The organism is Novosphingobium cyanobacteriorum (assembly GCF_029436685.1).
In the GTDB taxonomy this organism is placed as follows: Bacteria; Pseudomonadota; Alphaproteobacteria; order Sphingomonadales; family Sphingomonadaceae; genus Novosphingobium; species Novosphingobium cyanobacteriorum.
The window spans coordinates 27006-45031 of the sequence record NZ_JAROCY010000013.1; the positions used below are offsets into that span (position 1 = coordinate 27006).

An 18026-nucleotide genomic window follows, 5' to 3' on the forward strand; every position below is an offset into this window, starting at 1 on the left:
TTACAACAAACTCAGGTGACAGCGTTCATTCATAGTCGGTTCCACTGTTAAGCGAAGTGGAATCCCCCTCAGCCACAAAATACGTAGGACGTCTTGATCTGGCTGTAGAACTCGGCGGCGTGGCGGCCCTGTTCGCGCGAACCGAACGATGAGGCATTTCGTCCGCCGAAAGGCACATGATAGTCAACTCCGGCGGTCGGCAGGTTAACCATCACCATCCCGGCCTTGACGCTCTTCCGGAAAGCGCTGGCTGCCTTCAGGCTGGTTGTGCAGATGCCCGCCGAGAGACCGAATTCAGTATCGTTGGCCAACGTGAGCGCGTGATCGAAATCATCAGCGATGATGACCGCGGCGCAGGGGCCGAAAATTTCCTCTCTGGCAACGCGCATGGTGTTCCTGGCATCGAGAAACAGCGCGGGGAAGAGGTAATAGCCGCGATCAGGCCGGTCGAGCAGTTCGCCGCCCCAGACCGCGGCACCTTCCTCGCGGGCAAGCGCGATATAGTCGAGATCGGACTGTAGCTGGCTCGATGAAGCCACTGGCCCGATCGTGGTTGCCGGATCAAGCGCATTGCCGACAAACTGCCGCGACAGATCAGCCTTCATGCGCGCAACGAAAGCATCATATATCCCTCGGGTCACAATGAACCGCGAGGCGGCGGTGCAGCGTTGACCGGTGGAGAAGAATGCGGCGTTGATGCAGGCGGGCACCGCGACGTCGAGATCGGCGTCATCAAGCACAACCATCGGGTTCTTTCCGCCCATTTCTGCCTGCACGCGCTTGAGGCCCGCGCCGCAGGCCGCAATCAGCCGCCGGCCCACGCCTTCCGATCCGGTGAACGAGATCGCTGAAACTGCGGGGTGGTCGACCAGCGCCTGACCGACCTCGCTGCCGCGCCCCATCACCAGATTGACCACGCCGGGCGGGCACCCTTCCTCATGCAGAATTCTCACCAGCGCATGGACGCATCCGGGGACGATGTCGGCCGGCTTGATTACCACGCAGTTGCCCCAGGCGAGCGCGGGCGCCAGCTTCCATGCGGGAATGGCGATGGGGAAGTTCCACGGCGTGATAAGGCCGATAACGCCGACCGGCTCGCGCGTGATCTCGATATCGACACTGGGCCGCACGGACGGCAACAGCTGGCCGCCCGGCCTCAGGCACTCGCCCGCGAAGAATTGGAAAATCTGCCCGGCGCGGCTGACCTCGGCCAGCCCTTCGGCAAGGGTCTTTCCTTCTTCGCGGCTGAGCAGACGGCCGATCTCCTCGCGTTCGGCCAGAAGCCGTGCGCCAACGCGCAGCAGCAAATCGTGACGGATCTGCGGGCTGGCAGTCGACCATGACGGCAAGGCGCGCTGCGCCGCATCGACGGCTGCCGCCACATCCTCGGCACCGCCCTGGGTGTAGCAGCCCACAACCTCGTCAAGGTTGGACGGATTGTAGGTCACGCGTTGCCCCTGGCCGGGCGTGGCAACACCATCGACGATATTGGAGAGTGGAGTCATGCGCGCGATTCCCGGTTCAGCGTTGTCCATTTCTTGCCAGCACGGATCGCGGTGTCATGTTCGCCAAGCTGCGGCGCCGGAACGTCGTTGGCTGCCATCGCGCCGCTCATCACGATCGGTGTCCGGACACCGCGCAGCCCTTCGCCGAGCTCGACGCACATGCCGCGCGCCTGCACTTGCGGATCGGCGAACACCTCGTCGACGCGGTTGATCGGTCCGGCCGGGATTCCGGTCTTGTCACAAGCGGCAAGCAAATCGGCCTTGCGCCACGCGCGCACTGACGCGCCGATCAGTTCTGCCAGCTCGCTGCGATGGGCAACGCGCTCGGCATTACCGATGAAGCGGGGGTCCGCGGGCATGGCCTGCCTGCCGATGATCGTGCAGAACCGGCGGAATTGCTCGTCATTGCCCACCGCAAGGATGAACGGGCCATCGCTGGCCTCGAATACCTGGTAAGGCGCGATATTGGGGTGGGCATTGCCCAGCCGACGAGGGGCCACTCCCGATGCGAGGAAGTTGAGTGCCTGATTGGCGAGCACGCCAACCATCGAATCAAGCAGCGCCATGTCGATGTTCTGCCCGCTGCCCGTCGCATTCCGTTCGATCAGGGCGGCTTCGATTGCGACCGTTGCATAGAGCCCGGTGATGATGTCGGCCAGCGCCACACCGATCTTTTGCGGCTCAGCCTCGGGCGCGCCGGTAAGGTCCATCATCCCGCTCAGGCCCTGAACGACAAAGTCATACCCCGCGCGCGGCGCATAGGGGCCGGTTTGGCCAAACCCGGTGATCGAACAATAGATCAGCCTCGGATTGCTTTCAGCCAGCGCAGCATAGTCAAGTCCGTAGCGCGTCAGCCCGCCAAGCTTGAAATTCTCCACCACCACGTCAGCTTCGGCAATCAGCGCGCGGATGAACTCAAGATCTTCGGCCTTGCGGAAATCGGCGATCACACTGCGCTTGCCGCGGTTGCAGGCATGGAAATAGGCCGCCTCGCGCGTGCCATCGCTTCGGGTGACGAAAGGCGGCCCCCAGGTGCGGGTATCGTCACCGGCGGGGCTTTCCACCTTGATAACATCGGCGCCAAGGTCAGCCAGCGTCTGTCCGACCCATGGGCCGGCGAGGATCCGCGCCAGTTCGACGACGCGAACCCCCTGCAATGGTCTGGCGTGACCGGCCATCAGGAGAATGCCTGAATGCCGGTGATCGCCCGTCCAAGGATCAGCGCGTGGACATCGTGCGTCCCCTCGTAAGTGTTGACCGTTTCAAGGTTCAGTGCGTGGCGCAGGATCTGGAATTCCTCGGAAATGCCGTTGCCGCCGTGCATGTCGCGGGCCATGCGCGCGATATCGAGCGCCTTGCCGCAGTTATTGCGCTTGATCATGCTGATCATTTCGGGCGCCGCCGCATCGCTGTCCAGCAACCGGCCAACCTGCAACGCCGCCTGAAGCCCGAGCGCGATCTCAGTGCTCATGTCGGCCAGCTTCTTCTGGAACAACTGCGTCGCGGCCAGGGGTTTGTTGAACTGGTGACGGTCAAGGCCGTATTGCCGCGCCGCGTGAAGGCAGAACTCCGCAGCCCCAAGCGCACCCCAGGCGATGCCGAAGCGTGCGCGGTTGAGGCACCCGAACGGTCCCTTCAATCCGGCAACGCCCGGCAGGAGCGCGTCTTCGCCCACCTCGACATTGTCCATGACGATCTCGCCGGTAATCGAGGCGCGCAGTGAGAGTTTGCCGCCGATCTTGGGGGCGGAAAGCCCCTTCAGGCCCTTGTCGAGCACAAATCCCCGGATCGCGCCGCCATGCGCCTGGGACTTGGCCCAGACCACGAACACATCGGCAATCGGCGCGTTGGAAATCCACATCTTGCTGCCGTTGAGGACATAGCCGCCCTCGCTCTTGCGCGCAGTCGTGGTCATGCCGCTGGGGTCCGAGCCTGCCCCCGGTTCGGTCAGGCCAAAACAGCCGATCGCTTCGCCGCGCGCAAGCAGGGGAAGGTATTTGCGCCTTTGCTCGTCCGAACCATAAGCATGGATCGGATACATCACGAGCGAGCTTTGCACGCTCATCATCGAACGGTAGCCGGAGTCGACCCGCTCAACCTCGCGCGCGATCAGCCCGTAGGACACATAGCCCGCGCCAAGCCCGCCAAACTCTTCGGGGATGGTTACACCCAGCATCCCGAGCTCGCCCATCTCGGCAAAGATGGCCGGATCGGTGGTTTCGTTGCGGAAAGCCTCGATCACCCGCGGTTGCAGCCGCTCCTGGGCGTAGGCACGCGCGGTATCGCGGATCATCCGCTCTTCCTCGCTCAGTTGCGCTTCGAGGCGCAGCGGATCCGCCCAGTCGAAGGGACCTAGCTCAGGCTTGGAATGGTGGGCCACGATCAGTCTCCTTGGCGTGTTCAGGCAGCGGCGAGCGCGTCCTCGAGCGAGGCCTCAAGCAGATCGAGCGCCTCCTCGACGATGGCGTCAGGCATGGTGAGAGCGGGCAGCAGGCGGATCACGTTCTGGCGGGTGCCGCAGCTCAGCAGCAGCAGGCCACGCGCTTCCGCAGCCGCGACAACCGCACTTGTCATCGCGGGATCGGGCGCATTGCTGGTGCGATCGGTAACGAACTCGATCGCGATCATCGCGCCGCAATGGCGGACCTGCCCGATCCGCTCCATCCCCTGCCGCGCGGCTATCTCGGCAATGCGCCCAGCCATGCGTTCGCCGATCATCTGCGCACGTGAGCACAGATTATCTTCGGCAATCACGTCGAGCACGGCATTGGCCGCTGCCACAGCGACGGGGTTGCCCGCATAAGTTCCGCCAAGGCCACCCGAGTTCACCGCATTCATTACCTCGGCACGGCCAACAACCGCGGCAAGCGGGAAACCGCCGGCCAGCCCCTTGGCCATGGTGACAAGGTCGGCCTTGACCCCCGAATGCTCCATGCAGAACATCTTGCCGGTGCGGGCCATGCCGGTCTGGATTTCGTCCGCAATGAGCAGGATACCGTGCTTGTCGGCAATCTCGCGCAAGGCTTTGAGGAAATCGGTCGGCGCGGGGTTGAAGCCGCCTTCTCCCTGAACCGGTTCGACGATGAACGCCGCGACCCGCGCCGGATCAACGTCGGCTGCAAACAGGTTGTTAAGCCCCGCCAGAGCCTGTTCGACACTGACGCCGTGGAACGCGTTGGGGAAGGGGGCGTGATAGACTTCCGACGGGAACGGCCCGAACCCGGCCTTGTACGGCACGACCTTCCCGGTCAGCGCCATGCCCATCATAGTGCGACCATGAAACGCACCGGTGAAGGCGATGACCGCGCTCCGGCCGGTCGCCGCGCGCGCGATCTTGATCGCGTTTTCGACCGCTTCCGCCCCGGTCGTGACCAGCATGGTTCGCGCCGGACCGCTGACGGGTGCGATGGCATTGAGACGCTCGGCCAGCCGGATGTAGCCCTCGAAGGGGGTGACGTGAAAGCAGGTGTGGGTGAACTGGCCAGCCTGTGCCTGCGCCGCTGCCATGATTTTGGGGTGGCAATGGCCGGTATTTGTCACGGCGATCCCTGCCGCGCAATCGACGTAACGCTTGCCGTCAACGTCCCACAGTTCGGCATTGAGCGCGTGCGCCGCATAGATCTGGCGGGTTCCCACCCCCTGGCTCACGGCGTCGAGATGCCTCGCACGTAGTTGCTCGCTGATCGTCATTGTCTCGCACTCCCGCTCCGTGTCGGTGGACCGACCGAAGCTCAGGGCTAGAATTGCACAATATTCTGTGCAATGAGCTTGGTTGCAGGATCGCTTGGCATAGCGCGCAACACAGCCGCAGCCCGGCCTGCGAGAGGGAGCACTGGCGTGGCGGAAGACCGCTTCGAAGTTGGCAAGAGATTGGCGGAATTGCGTCGATCTGCGGGAATGAGTCAGCGTGAGCTGGCTGCCCGTGCGGGTGTGCCTAATGCCCTCATTTCAATGGTAGAGCGTGACCGATCGAGTCCCTCGGTCGCGTCCTTGCGCAAGATTTTGGGCGAATTCCCGATTTCGATGGCAGAGTTCTTCTCGCCCGAACCAGAGCATGATGAGCGCATTTTCTTCGGCCCCGGCGATCTGGTCGACCTGACCGGCAAGATCTTCTTGCAGCGTGACGACGGTGCCGCTGCGGTAAAGTTGCAGCAGGTCGGGGATGCCCGACAGCACAACCTCCAGATCATGCAGGAACTCTACGCCCCCGGCGCTGACACCGGGGAGCAGATGCTCGAACATGTCGACACGAAGGCGGCGTGGTTCTGTCTGGTGAGCTTGAAATAACGGTCGGCAATCAAAGCAAGGTGTTGCGGGCAGGCGATTCCTACCTGTTCGACAGTGCCACACCGCATCGCTTCAGAAATTGCGGAACGACGGAAGCGCGGGTCATATCGGCCTGCACGCCGCCCTACCTTTAGGCGGGCGCGGCACGATGGAGGGAGTCTAATGGCTACAGCGTTTTTGAACGGTATCGCCCCGGCATGGCCGCTTCCCGAATTGCCCGATGCGCTCCCGGCTTGCTGGGAGCAGCAGCAGATCGCGCGGATCGAGGACTGGCACAGCAAGGTTGGCGATTGCTACTTCCCGCTCGCCGTCGATCGCTACGACCAGTCGGGCGACGATCTGGATGGCTCGATCGTCAACGGCCAGTTGGGCCATTTGCACATTTCTCGGCTGCGCTCATCCCCTGTCATATACCGGCGCGAGCGTCATCACTTCCGGCGGCAGAGCGATCACAGCTTTCTTGTCACGCTGCCGCACGAAGCGCCGGTGCGCTTTAACCAGTTCGGCCGCGAAGTGATCTGCGCGCCCGACGAATTCATTCTTGAAACCAGCAATTCGCCTTACGTCTTCGAATACGATCGCTCTAATGCGATGACGGTGATCAAGGTCCCCGCCAACCTGCTGTCCGATCGCGTGCCAACGCCCGAGGATTTTTGCGCCATGCGCTACAGCGGGCGCGAGGGCACCGGCGCGATGTTTCTCAACATGATCCAGTCGATGATTGCCCAGGTCGACTACCTCAGCGACTCGGTTGCCTTGCGCTGTTCGGAACACGCCATAGATCTCCTGGCGCTAGCCCTGACGAGCAGCACGCCGAACCGCGCGCAGTTTTCCAGCTCGGTCAGGCGGTGCCACCTCGACCGGGTATCGCTCTACGTCATGCATAACCTGGCGGACACGGACCTCTCACCGCAGTCGATCAGCGAAGCCTGCGGACTGTCGGTGCGCTATCTCCACCTGCTGTTCGAACCCACCGGCTGGACGTGCTGGCAGTGGATTAGGGAGTGCCGCCTCAGCCGCTGCTTCAACGCCTTGCTTGAGCCATGTAACGATGCGCGATCGATCGCGGAGGTGTGCTATCGCTGGGGGTTTTCGGACCAGACGACATTCTCACGCGCGTTCAAGAGCCGCTTTGCAATGACCCCCGGTGACGTGCGCCGCCATCGCCTGACACTCCGCCCGCTGCGTGATCCGCGCTTCGAGCTGATTGTGCGCGCGGCAGAGGGATAAGCTGCTGCGGCAACTGCGCGCGTTGTCAAAAGCGAGTGCGCTGCTGCTCATTGAGATAACCGGCTTGGTGGCCAATACTTCGCTCCAATAATTGCCCGCTAGTCTCGCGGGCTTGTTGGAGAGGTTTTGGCAATGGCGGTTGATCCCATCACGCTGGCTGTGGTGCGCGGCGCTCTGGAAACGACCCAGCGCGAAATGACGCTGACGCTGGAAAAGGCTGGGCGTTCGACGGTGTTCACTCTGGCGCACGACTATTCGAACGCACTGTTCGATCATCTCCCGGAAATGATCCTGCAAGGGCAGGACATTCCGATCCACCTCGGCTCGCTGATCCCGGCGATGAAGGCCGTGGCGGCGTTCTATGGCGCCGATATCGCCGAGGGTGACGTGATCTATCACAACGATCCGGCTCATGCGGGAAGCCACATCCTCGATTGCTGCATGTACAAACCAGTTTTCTATAAGGGCGAGCTGGTGTTCTGGACGGTGTGCAAGGGGCACCTGACCGACATCGGCGGTCCGGTTCCGGCCGGCTACAATCCCGACGCCAAAGAAATCTACGCCGAGGGACTGCGCATCCCGCCGGTCAAGTTATGGGAAAAAGGCAAGCGACGCGAGGATGTCATTAACCTGCTGATGACCAACATGCGCGCGCGCCGCGATCAGGAAGGCGACATGAACGCCCAGTACGGCGCGTGCAGTGTGGGCGAGCGCAACCTCATCCGTCTGCTCGACAAGTACGGGGTGGAAACCGTTCGCGCCGCGATCGCCGAGCTAAAGAACATGGCGGACCGCCAGATGCGCGAGATCATCTCCTCGCTGCCTGACGGTGAATATCATGGAAGCTCGGTGCTTGAGGACAGCGGTCACGGGTTCGGCGAGCTGACCATCGAGGCCAAGGTGACGATCAAGGGCGACGAGCTGGCGATTGCCATCAATTCCCCGCCGCAACTGCCCTATTTCATCAACTCTTACCCCGGCAATTCAATCTCGGGTGTCTATCTCGGGCTGATGATGTTTGCCGAGGTGCCGCCGCCCTACAATGAAGGGTTGTACCGCTGCGTCACGGTCGATCTTGGCCCGCCGGGAACGCTGTGCAACGCCGTTGAGCCGGCACCGCATGTCAATTGCACCACCACGCCGATGGAATCGCTGACGGACTCGGTCCGCTGCGCTCTGGAAAAAGCCGCGCCGGATCGGGTTTCGGCAAGCTGGGGCCATACCAGCGGGATCAATATCGCCGGCATGGACGGACGTGGCAAGGTGCCGTCCGAATATGTGACCATGGTGCTTGCCTCGATCATTTCGGGCGCGGGGGCAACCAAGCACATGGACGGCTGGCACTCGTGCGGTCCGCTCTGCTGCTTTGGTGCGCTAAGTTCGGGCGACGTCGAACTGCTGGAGCATTCCTACCCGATCGTCGTCCATCGCTACGGCCTTGCCACCGACAGCGCCGGTGCGGGCGAGTTCCGCGGTGGGTGCGGCACCGTCTGGGAAGTAGAGCCGCTGGGGCATACCATGAGCGTGATCGGCTTCGGCGAAGGGCGGCAGAACCCGACCCTGTCGGCTGCGGGCGCTTACAACGCCATGCCGGAACGCAAGCTTGGCCGACTTGAGGTTGAGCGCGGCGGCGAAGTCGAAAAGCACTTCGTCAACGTCATGGTTGACATCAAACCCGGAGAACGCGCGCGCAACATCAACCCCGGCGGCGGCGGCTATGGCGATCCGCGGCGGCGCCCGCTCGACAAGGTTGCCGACGATGTCCGCAACGGTCTGGTCAGCGTCGAAGCGGCTCGGGCTGAATACGGTGCCGTGATCCACCCGGCCAGCTTTGCCGTCGATCGTGCCGCCAGCGAAGCGCTCCGCGCCGCAGCCATTCCTCAATCTTGAACAGAAGAACCATCGCCATGGACCGCAAATATCGCCTGGGCATCGACGCCGGGGGCACCTTCACCGATTTCGTAATATCCGAGCTTGGCGGGGAAACCCGCCTGTTCAAAGCGCCTTCGACGCCGCACGACGGTACAATTGCAATCCGCGACGGGCTTGGCCAGATTGCCGCCGCGCTGGGCGTAACCCCGGCCGATATCGTCAGTCAGGCCGACCTATGCGTCAACGGTACCACCGTCGCACTCAACGCGCTGATTACCCGCAATGGCGTCAAGACCGGGTTGCTGTGCACCACAGGCCATGAGGATTCGCTGGAAATCCGCTTGGGCCACAAGGAGGAAGGGCACCGTTACGATACCACATACCCGCAAGCGGAAATGTTGGTGGAGCGCCACCTTCGCCAGCCGATCGATGGGCGGATTCTTGCAGACGGGTCGGAATATGCTCCGCTTGACGAACATGCGGTAAGAGCGGCCTGTGAATACTTCCGGGCGCAGGACGTCAAGAGTGTTGCGATCTCGTTCCTTTGGGCGGCGGTCAACCCGGGTCACGAGCAGCGCGCCAAGGAAATCGTCGAAGAGATGCTGCCCGGTATTCCAGCGTGCTGCGGGCACGAGGTCTATCCGCAGATCCGCGAGTACACCCGCACCTCGACCACAGTGGTCAACGCTTACCTCACTCCGGTGATGGACAGCTATGTCGCGCGCATCGACGACCTGTTCCGCGAGCTCGGCGCCACCCGTCCTGTGCGCTATTTCCAATCCAACGGTGGGTTGGCTCTGGGCGAATCGATGCGTAAACGCGCTGTCGCCGCGATCAATTCGGGCCCGGCTTCCGCTCCGCAGGCCGCACTTTACGTCGCCGCGCCATTCGGGATCGACAACTGCATTACAGTCGACATGGGCGGAACCAGTTTCGACATCACCCTGACCCGCGACGGGCAGACCAACGTCAGTAAGGATATCGACTTTCTACGCTACCGCATCGGCTTGCCGATGATCCAAGTCGAGACGCTGGGCGCGGGCGGCGGGTCAATTGCCCACATCAACGCCCAGGGACTGCTCGAAGTGGGACCGCAGAGCGCCGGGGCCAGCCCCGGTCCGGCCTGCTTTGGCAAAGGCGGAACGCTGCCGACGGTAACCGATGCCAACCTGGTCCTTGGGTACCTTGACCCGGACTCGGTCCTCGGCGGCACGATCAACCTCGACATGACGCGTGCGCGCGAGGCGATCCGGGTCCACCTTGCCGAGCCGCTGGGAATTACTGTCGAGCGCGCCGCTTACGGCATCTTCCAGATCGTCAACCTCAACATGGTCAATGGCATCCGCCGTGTATCGACCGAACGCGGCTACGATCCGCGTGACTTTGCGCTGGTTTGTGCAGGCGGCGCGGCGGCTATGCACATCACCGCGCTGGCCGAAGATATGGGCATCAACGATGTGCTGATCCCCAAACTCGCCTCGGGGCTTTGCGCTTTCGGGCAGGTCATTTCCGACGTCAAATACAACCAGATGACGACCCATCTGGCACTGGTCGACAGCGCGATGGATGTCGATGCGCTTAACGCAGCCTACTACCGGCTGGAGGAGCAGGGGCGGACAATGCTGGCGCGCGACGGGTTTACAAGCGCCGCGATTCGGTTCGAGCGCAGCGCCGATATGCGCTATGTCGGCCAGATCCATGAATGTTCGGTGCCTGTGCCCGATGGTACGCTGGGAAGCTCCGAAATTGCTGCGCTGATCGATGCCTTCCACACCCGGCACGAACAGCTTTTCACCTATTCGGAACGGCAGAACCCGGTCGAGCTGGTCAACATCGAGTCCATCTCTGTCGGCCCCGTCGAAAAGATTCGCCGTGCCGACCTCGTCACCGACGGTTCGGACGCAGCGCAGGCACGCAAGGGGCAACGCCAGGCGATGGTCGATGATGAGATGACTTTGATAGCGGTGCCGGTCTTCGACGGCACCACGCTTCCCGTCGATGCTGCCATCGTCGGCCCGGCTCTCGTCGAGGAGCCGACCACAACGATTGTGGTGCGGACCGGATGGACTCTGCGCCTCGACAAGAGCGGCTGTTACCATGTGCAGCGCTGATAGCGCGCTGCACTGGCTGTCAAGTCCTTGTGCGCTGGCAACCGATGAGTTTCGCCAGGAAGTCGCTACTCAATTGCTTGGGAAATACATCAACCTTTGGGAGGGGAATAATGGGCAGGCAACCTAATTGCAGCCGCTGTGCGCGGATGGGACTTTTCGCGACGGCTGCGGCACTTGCCCTAGGCTGGGCTAACCCTGCATTGGCCCAGGACAGCAGTGCAGCCGAGCAGGCCCAGCAGGGCGATCAGACTTTCGGCGAAATTACCGTGACGGCCAACAAACGCGAGGAAAGCTCGCAACGAGTTCCAATCGCCATCACCGCGCTGAGCGGTACACAGCTTACCACCCTTGGCGTCACCAGCAGCGTCGATGTCGCCAAGCTGGCGCCCAGTGTATCGGTTGCAGGCAGCTTTGCCGGGCAGAGTTCGCAGTTTTCGATCCGGTCGGTCACGCAAAACGACTTCAACGACCACGTCGAAGCGCCGGTCGCGGTCTATATCGACGAAGGCTACGTTGCGTTGCAGCAAGGCCAAACTTTCGCGCTCTTCGACGTCGATCGGGTGGAAATCCTGAAAGGGCCGCAGGGTACGCTGTTCGGGCGGAACGCCACCGGCGGTCTGGTTCATTTTGTTACCAAGAAGCCGACCGACACGCTCGATGGTTTCATCTCCGCGGAATACGGCTCGTACAACACCGTGCGGTTCGAAGGCGCGGTGGGCGGACCGCTCTCCAGCGGGATGTCAGCGCGGGCTTCAGGGTATTTTCATCGCAACGATGGCTGGATCAAAAATCAGTATCCCCAGCAAACCTTTGTGCCTGCTGCGTTTCAGCCCAACCTCAACAACGCGCTTGGACTGACCACCAGTCTTCCCGGCCTGCAGAACAGCGGCGCGGACATGGGTGATGACAGCACCTGGGCACTGCGCGGACAACTCAAGTTTGATCTCGGCGAAGGCAACCTGCTGCTGACCGCCTTTGGCGGCGAGACAAAGTCGGCAACCGGTGCCTATCAGTCAGTGGCGACCATTGCCGTGCTTGATGCTGCAGGCAACCAAATCAATACGCTGGGCGTGTCGCCGACCAATGCCTACGGCAATTTTCAGATGATCGGCCCCGGCAACGTCAACGTCGCCAGTCCCTCGGCCCCGGCAGTCTATGGTGGTTTGCGCCCTGTCGCAGGTGGCGACTTCTATGGCTATATCGACCCTGATGGTCGCGGCCCGATCACGTCGTCGGATTTTTCTGTTCCCGACGCCAACGTGGTGAAGACCTGGGGGGCTAACGCTAACCTCAAGCTGCCGCTCGGCGCGGTCAACTTCACTGCGATCAGCGACTTCAAGAAGTTCGACAAGAATTTCACCCTCGACCTTGAAGCCAGTCCTGCCAGCCAATTCACCTACCTTGCCGAGGCACATGCCAAAAGCTTCACGCAGGAGCTTCGCCTCGACGGCGAAAGCGATGCAGTGAAGTGGGTAGCAGGCGCCTATTACCTGCACATCGACAACCGTTCGATCAACGGGCTGGCAGCGATCGCCAACAGCGCGACCGGGTCCTATTTCAATCAGCCGCGCATCGTTGACCTGACCACCAACAGCTACTCGTTGTTCGGTCAGGCCGATATCAAGCTGGCCCAGGACCTTACCCTTACCGCTGGGCTGCGTGGGACGCGCGAGAACAAGGATTTCGACTTCGAAGTTCGTTTCACGCCGAATATCGACCCGATCCACTGGAATCTCAACAATGCGGTCTTCGTGCCGGGCTTTACCCGCGCCCCCTACAGAAAATCGACCGGCGAAACGCTTTGGACCGGCAAGCTCGGGCTGAGCTGGCAGGCCAACCCGGGAACGCTGGTTTACGCCAGCATCAACCGCGGGGTGAAAGCCGGCAGTTTCAACTCGGGTGATGCGACCATAGCCGACGCGGTCATCCCCTACAAGGCCGAGGTCCTGTGGGCCTATGAGGCCGGTATCAAGACCGAGTTGCTCGACCGCAAGTTGCGCCTAAATCTCGGCGCTTACCACTACGACTACCAGGACTATCAGGCATCGCGCTGGCTCGGGCTGGCGAACCTTATCACCAACAATGATGCCGTGATCAATGGGGTCGAGGCCGAACTGACGCTCACCCCGACCCGCAACTTCACCATGAGGGTTGCAGCCGGCTATAACGATGCGACGGTAAAGGGCGTCGTCGTTGGCGGCGTACCACGCAATGTCCGGCCAACCTTTGCGCCGAAGTTCAATTTGTCAGCCTTTGCCCGTTACACCGTGCCCGAAGTTGCGGGCGGTGATCTTTCATTCCAGCTCAGCCTGACCCACCAGTCATCGGCGTACCACAACCTTGCCAACTTCGATGCCGACCTGATGTCGGGCTACTCTCTTCTCGACGGGCGCGTCACCTGGGTGTCCACCGCCAGCGGATGGAAGATCGACGCCTTCGTCAACAACATCGCCAACAAGCACTACACCGTGGTCGGGTTCGACCTGGCGCAACTGTGCGGTTGCAATGAAGAGGCGCAGGGTAAGCCGCGCTGGTTCGGGGTAAGCCTGCGCAAGGATTTCTAAGCCGATTTCCACCCACTCGGCCGCGCGTCATCTGGCGCGCGGCCAATTTTTTTGCGCTTGACCCGTGATACGCCGCCTTTTTCTCGCTGATGCCACGGACAACTTTTCCGAAGGCAGGGTGTGTGAGAACTGCAACACAAGAATCGAAATAGGGCGTGTGAATCATAATGTCTTGCACCGGCGCGGTCAGTCCAATTGCCTCCCCAGGCTTCCATGGAGGTCCCATATCTTGCCAGCTTCGTAGGGACGCTGGTGTGGCATTGCCATTGAACAGAATTTTTCGGTCTTGCATCGCCACTAATTGTTCCTATTATGTTCTTACAGGAGGGGTTGAGCTGCCAATAGTGGAACTACCCCATGTCGAATACCGAACGCATCATCCGCCTGAAAACTGTGCTGGCTCGCACGGGGCTTTCGCGCTCCACGCTTTATCGAAAGATCGCCGAGGGGACATTCCCCGCGCAGGTCAGGATCAGCATCCACGGTGCCGGTTGGCATGAGTCAGCTGTCAGCAGCTGGATTGCCGATCCGGTTAGCTACGGCCGCATCCAACGTCACGCTGAGCGGATCAATCAGCCTGCGCTCTGATTGCCTTGGTGGGTCCGGCCAGTTCAGCACTATCGAGATAGCTGGACCACCAGGCCATCATTTCCCGGCGCTGCTTGAGATAGCGTGCCGAGTTGTAGGCTGCGCGAACGCCTCGCTGGACGTGGGCAAGCTGCATCTCGATCCAGTCGGGCTCGAAGAGGCCCGACTCGTTGAGGACAGTGCTGGCCAAGGCTCGGAAGCCATGAACGGTGGCCTTTCCGCGCAAGCCGATGCGGTACATGACATCGAGCATCCTGTTCTCGCTGATCGTGCAGCTCTTGCTGCTTGCGACCGGGAACAGGTACTTGCCCAGCCGCTCGTTGCCGGCAGCGCGGAACGGATTGGCCTTCTCAATCTGGTGTAGCAGCTGCACGGCCTGCGGGGAGAGCGGGACGACGTGCTCGGTGCGCATCTTCATACGGTTGGGTGGCAGGCGCCAGATCGGCTCTGTCGTGTCGAGACCTTCGAATTCGCTCCACTCCGCAAAGCGGGTTTCCTGCGTGCGCACCATGGTATGTATGGTCCAGCGCAGTGCTAGGTGGCTCATATCCTCGCCCTGATCCTGGTTCAGCCTCGCGAAGAACGCGGGAAGGTCCTTGGCCTCAACCTTGGTCCGGTGTTGGACCGGAGGCGGCTTCTTCATTGCCGGAGCAATGTCGCGGCTCGGATCGCTGCGACACTTGTCCATCGCGATCGCAAAGCGAAATACCTCGCTGCAATAGTTGCGCACCCGGTGAGCCATCTCGATCGCCCCGCGTGCCTCGATCTTGCGAAGCGCGACCAGCAGCATCTGCGGATCAATCTCGGCAATCGCTTCGTGACCGAGCGTAGGGAAGATGTCCTCGCGCAGGCGGGTTTCGATGATTTTTGCATAACGAGGCGACCAGGCGCAGCGGCGTGCCTCGATCCATTCCATAGCGATGGTCTCGAAGGAGTTCTCGGACGCCGCTTTCAGTGCCTGCTTCGCAGCCTTCCTCACCGCTGAGGGATCGCGACCGGCAAGAAGATCGAGCTTGGCCTCATCGCGCCATTTGCGGGCATCGGCGAGTTTGACGAGAGGGTAGGGGCCTCCAGAGAGGAGCTTCTGCTTGCCATGGAATCGGTAGGCCAGCCGCCAGTGCTTGCTACCCTCCGGCGTGACGAGAATGAAAAGTCCGCCCCCATCCGACTTCTTGATCGGGCGAGGGCCAGGTTTCAGGGCGCGGATCGCTGTGTCGGTGAGCATGTTGGTAACTGAAAAGACAGTACCACCTTACCAAGACGATTACCAGCTTACCAACGGGCTGGCTTGGGATTGGATGAAGCTGGATGGGATCAATAACTGGCCATAAATTGCTGTAAATTAGCCATTTATGGGAAGAATAGAGATTTATCGGGAATGGCTGAAATCAGGTTTTTGGTCGGGGAGACAGGATTCGAACCTGCGACATCCTGCTCCCAAAGCAGGCGCGCTACCGGACTGCGCCACTCCCCGACCGGGGGCGTCCGGAGTGGTCCGGAGCGAGGCCGCGCATGGCACCGTGCGCGCGGCAAGTCAATCGGACCGTGCGCTGCACCGGCTGGTTATCGCCGGACCAGCGTCCTGGTCGACGTGACGTGCCCCGCCAGCTCCTCGGGATAGAACCACACCGGGCGCAGGTCTCCCGCGGCATAGCGGGCGGTCTGATCGGCAAAGTGGGGGGAGGCGGGATCGCCGCTTTCGCCGCCGGCGCTGACCGCCACGGCGCGCAGGCGCGGCCCGAACTCCACCGCCGCGACAAAGGAATTGCCCCGGCTGCCGTAATAGCGCTTCGTGCCGGGATAGCGCTGCGCGCCGAAGGCGGCGAGCGAGCCCCATGTCGCGGCGGTGAAGGGGATCGCCGTGCTCGGCTTCGCATCGTCATAGGTGAGGTCGATCGCGCCCGAGAGGCGCTGGAAGCGGTTGATCTCGCCCCACGGCACCTGCCAGCTGCCGAAGTCCGCCTGCAGCCGGTCCACCGCGGCGCGCAGGGCGGCGAGCTGCTGTTCGTCGCTCGCACGCGCGGTCAGCCAGTCCCATTGTCCGATCTCGGCCGCTTCGGCCTCCTCCGCACCGACTTTCCACAGCGCTTCGCCCCAGAACACGGCGAGACTGGTGGCGGTGGACTGCGCGGACCAGCGCTTGTCCCAATCGCGCAGCAGCGCCACTGGGGCGTCAAGCGCCGGATCGGGATGGCGGGCATGGGCCGCCACCAGCCCCGGCACCATCTTGTCGAACGCCGGCAACCACGGGTCATAGGCTGCCTTGACCAGGCTATCGAGCGTAAAGGGGCTGCCTTCGGCCAGCACGCGTTCGGCATGCGGCCCGCGCGCGGTTTCGCCCACCTGGTCCATGTAGATGGGAAAGGCGCCGCGCACCGGGCTGTCGGCCCCCGCTGCGCGCCACGGCCAGTTGTTGACGTTGAAGGCCCAGCCGTTCTTCGGGTTCAGCACCTGCGGCAGTTGGGAAAGCGGGTGCAGCCCCTGCCAGTCGGTGCGCGGGTCGCTGCCATCCACCGGCCTGCGGTAATCGAAGCGCTGGTCACGCACCGGCATGAACTGCGGGTGGAGATAGGCGGTCTCGCCCTTGCTGTCGGCGAACAGGGTGTTGTTGCTGCTGTTCGCCTGCAGCGCGGCCACTTTCAGGAAATCGGCAAGATCGCGCGCCTTGGTGCGCAGGAAGCTTTGCTGCAGGGCCGGGATCGGCCGGTTCATCAGCGCGAAGGCGATCCACTTGCCCTCGCTTGCGCGCACGATCGGGCCGTGGTGGGTGGCATAAGTGGTGAAGGTCCGTTCGGCCAGCGTGCCATCGGCACCCCGCACCTTCAGCGTCACCTGTTTGGCCGTAACCGGGCGCAGCGCCTTGCCATAGCGATAGGCGGGCTCGCCGTTCGGCCCGGTCTCGATCGTCTCGGCAAATTCATCGACATTGTCGACGGTGCTCGATGTGTGCATCCACCCGGCCTGCGCATTGAAGCCCTGGTAGATGAAGAACTGCCCCCACGTGGCCGCGCCATAGACGTTGAGCCCTTCGTCGCTGGTCACCTGCTGTTCGGACCGGAAATAGAACGAGGTGTGCGGGTTGATCAGCAGCAGCGCGTGCCCATCCTTGCTGTGCGAAGGGGCAATGGCGATGCCGTTGGACCCTTGCGGATCGCGATAGTCGATGCCGCGCTCCAGATCGGTCATCGCCACCTTCCGCCCGCCATAGAACGCTTCGAGCTGGCTCAGCGGCACGCGCTCGATATCGCCGCCGATCGATCCTTCGGTGAAGCTCAGCGCCATCCACGGCTCCCACCGCGTGATCACCTTGGGCTTCACCTGCGGATGATCGGCGAGATAGGCGTTGAGCCCAGCCGCCCAGGCATCCATCAGCCGCTTCAGCCATGCCGGGCTGCGCGCATAATCGGCCTGCAACTGCGCGGGATCGACCCACAGCCGCTGGCGCAGATCCTGCCACAGCGCGCTTTCGCCCTCAGCCTCGGCCAGCCGGCCCAGGCTGACAAGGTAATTGCGCTCTATGCGGGGAAAGTCGTCCTCTGCCTGCGCATAGATCATGCCATAGACGGCATCGGCATCGGTGCGCCCGTGGACATGGGCGATGCCCCAGGTGTCCCGCCTGATCGTGACGGTGCCGGCATGGGCCGGAACCGTCGCCGCCATTGCAATCAACGCAATTCCCACCGCCAGACCCGGCCGCATCGCACTCTCCATCACGCTTTGATCGCCATGCTACGCCCGGCCATGATCAAGGCAAGACGGGGCGCGTGCGCCCGCAACAAAAAAGGCGCCGGGCGCTCTGTTCCAGCGCGGTTATGTTGCAATCGGAAGTGGAACCGAAAGCGCATTGCGTTCTCTCGGTTTCTGGTATG

General features: G+C 62.3%; 13 protein-coding genes and 1 tRNA gene. 7 read left to right on the forward strand and 7 right to left on the reverse strand.

Annotation, left to right across the window (positions count from 1 at the left end):
• Positions 1-68 precede the first annotated feature (68 nt).
• From POM99_RS14080 to gabT, 4 genes are read right to left on the reverse strand one after another with little or no spacing between them, the layout of a single operon-like run.
• Complete coding sequence (locus POM99_RS14080) at positions 69-1505, reverse strand: aldehyde dehydrogenase family protein (protein ID WP_277278910.1); 1437 nt, start codon at positions 1503-1505, stop codon at positions 69-71.
• Positions 1502-2683: a CaiB/BaiF CoA transferase family protein gene (locus POM99_RS14085; protein ID WP_277278912.1), complete on the reverse strand. Its 1182-nt coding sequence runs from the start codon at positions 2681-2683 to the stop codon at positions 1502-1504. The genes POM99_RS14080 and POM99_RS14085 overlap by 4 nt, the downstream gene beginning before the upstream one ends.
• Entirely contained in the window at positions 2683-3885 is a 1203-nt protein-coding gene (locus tag POM99_RS14090) for an acyl-CoA dehydrogenase (protein ID WP_277278914.1), read from the reverse strand. The genes POM99_RS14085 and POM99_RS14090 overlap by 1 nt, the downstream gene beginning before the upstream one ends.
• Positions 3886-3905: 20 nt before the next feature.
• Positions 3906-5195: a 4-aminobutyrate--2-oxoglutarate transaminase gene (gabT, locus tag POM99_RS14095; protein WP_277278916.1), complete on the reverse strand. Its 1290-nt coding sequence runs from the start codon at positions 5193-5195 to the stop codon at positions 3906-3908.
• Between the two features lie 147 nt (positions 5196-5342).
• On the opposite strand from gabT, the gene POM99_RS14100 reads away from it, so the two are divergent.
• From POM99_RS14100 to POM99_RS14130, 7 genes are all read left to right on the forward strand, one after another.
• Positions 5343-5792, forward strand: a complete 450-nt coding sequence (locus POM99_RS14100) for a helix-turn-helix domain-containing protein (protein WP_277278918.1) — start codon at positions 5343-5345, stop codon at positions 5790-5792.
• 20 nt (positions 5793-5812) lie between these two features.
• Positions 5813-5926, forward strand: a complete 114-nt coding sequence (locus POM99_RS22575) for a cupin domain-containing protein (RefSeq protein WP_277279085.1) — start codon at positions 5813-5815, stop codon at positions 5924-5926.
• 28 nt (positions 5927-5954) lie between these two features.
• Entirely contained in the window at positions 5955-7022 is a 1068-nt protein-coding gene (locus POM99_RS14110; protein WP_277278920.1) for an AraC-like ligand-binding domain-containing protein, read from the forward strand.
• A gap of 132 nt (positions 7023-7154) precedes the next feature.
• Positions 7155-8912: a caprolactamase subunit beta gene (gene capB / locus POM99_RS14115; RefSeq protein WP_277278922.1), complete on the forward strand. Its 1758-nt coding sequence runs from the start codon at positions 7155-7157 to the stop codon at positions 8910-8912.
• Positions 8909-11005 (forward strand): caprolactamase subunit alpha, encoded by a 2097-nt coding sequence (gene capA, locus POM99_RS14120; protein ID WP_277278924.1) that lies wholly within the window; start codon positions 8909-8911, stop codon positions 11003-11005. Before capB ends, capA begins: the two co-directional genes overlap by 4 nt.
• 200 nt (positions 11006-11205) lie before the next feature.
• A complete protein-coding gene (locus POM99_RS14125; protein WP_277278926.1) occupies positions 11206-13569 on the forward strand; it encodes a TonB-dependent receptor in 2364 nt (787 codons plus the stop codon).
• Positions 13570-13926: 357 nt separating this feature from the next.
• Positions 13927-14157, forward strand: coding sequence for a helix-turn-helix transcriptional regulator (locus POM99_RS14130; RefSeq protein ID WP_277278927.1), 231 nt, complete (start codon positions 13927-13929; stop codon positions 14155-14157).
• Here POM99_RS14130 and POM99_RS14135 read toward each other — a convergent pair.
• The 3 genes from POM99_RS14135 to POM99_RS14145 all read right to left on the reverse strand — a co-directional run bounded on the left by POM99_RS14135 (position 14138) and on the right by POM99_RS14145 (position 17817).
• Positions 14138-15382: a tyrosine-type recombinase/integrase gene (locus tag POM99_RS14135; RefSeq protein ID WP_277278929.1), complete on the reverse strand. Its 1245-nt coding sequence runs from the start codon at positions 15380-15382 to the stop codon at positions 14138-14140. The genes POM99_RS14130 and POM99_RS14135 overlap by 20 nt on opposite strands.
• A 172-nt stretch (positions 15383-15554) precedes the next feature.
• Positions 15555-15631: transfer RNA gene (locus POM99_RS14140), tRNA-Pro, on the reverse strand.
• Between the two features lie 89 nt (positions 15632-15720).
• Positions 15721-17817 (reverse strand): penicillin acylase family protein, encoded by a 2097-nt coding sequence (locus POM99_RS14145; RefSeq protein WP_277278931.1) that lies wholly within the window; start codon positions 17815-17817, stop codon positions 15721-15723.
• Between the last annotated feature and the right edge of the window lie 209 nt (positions 17818-18026).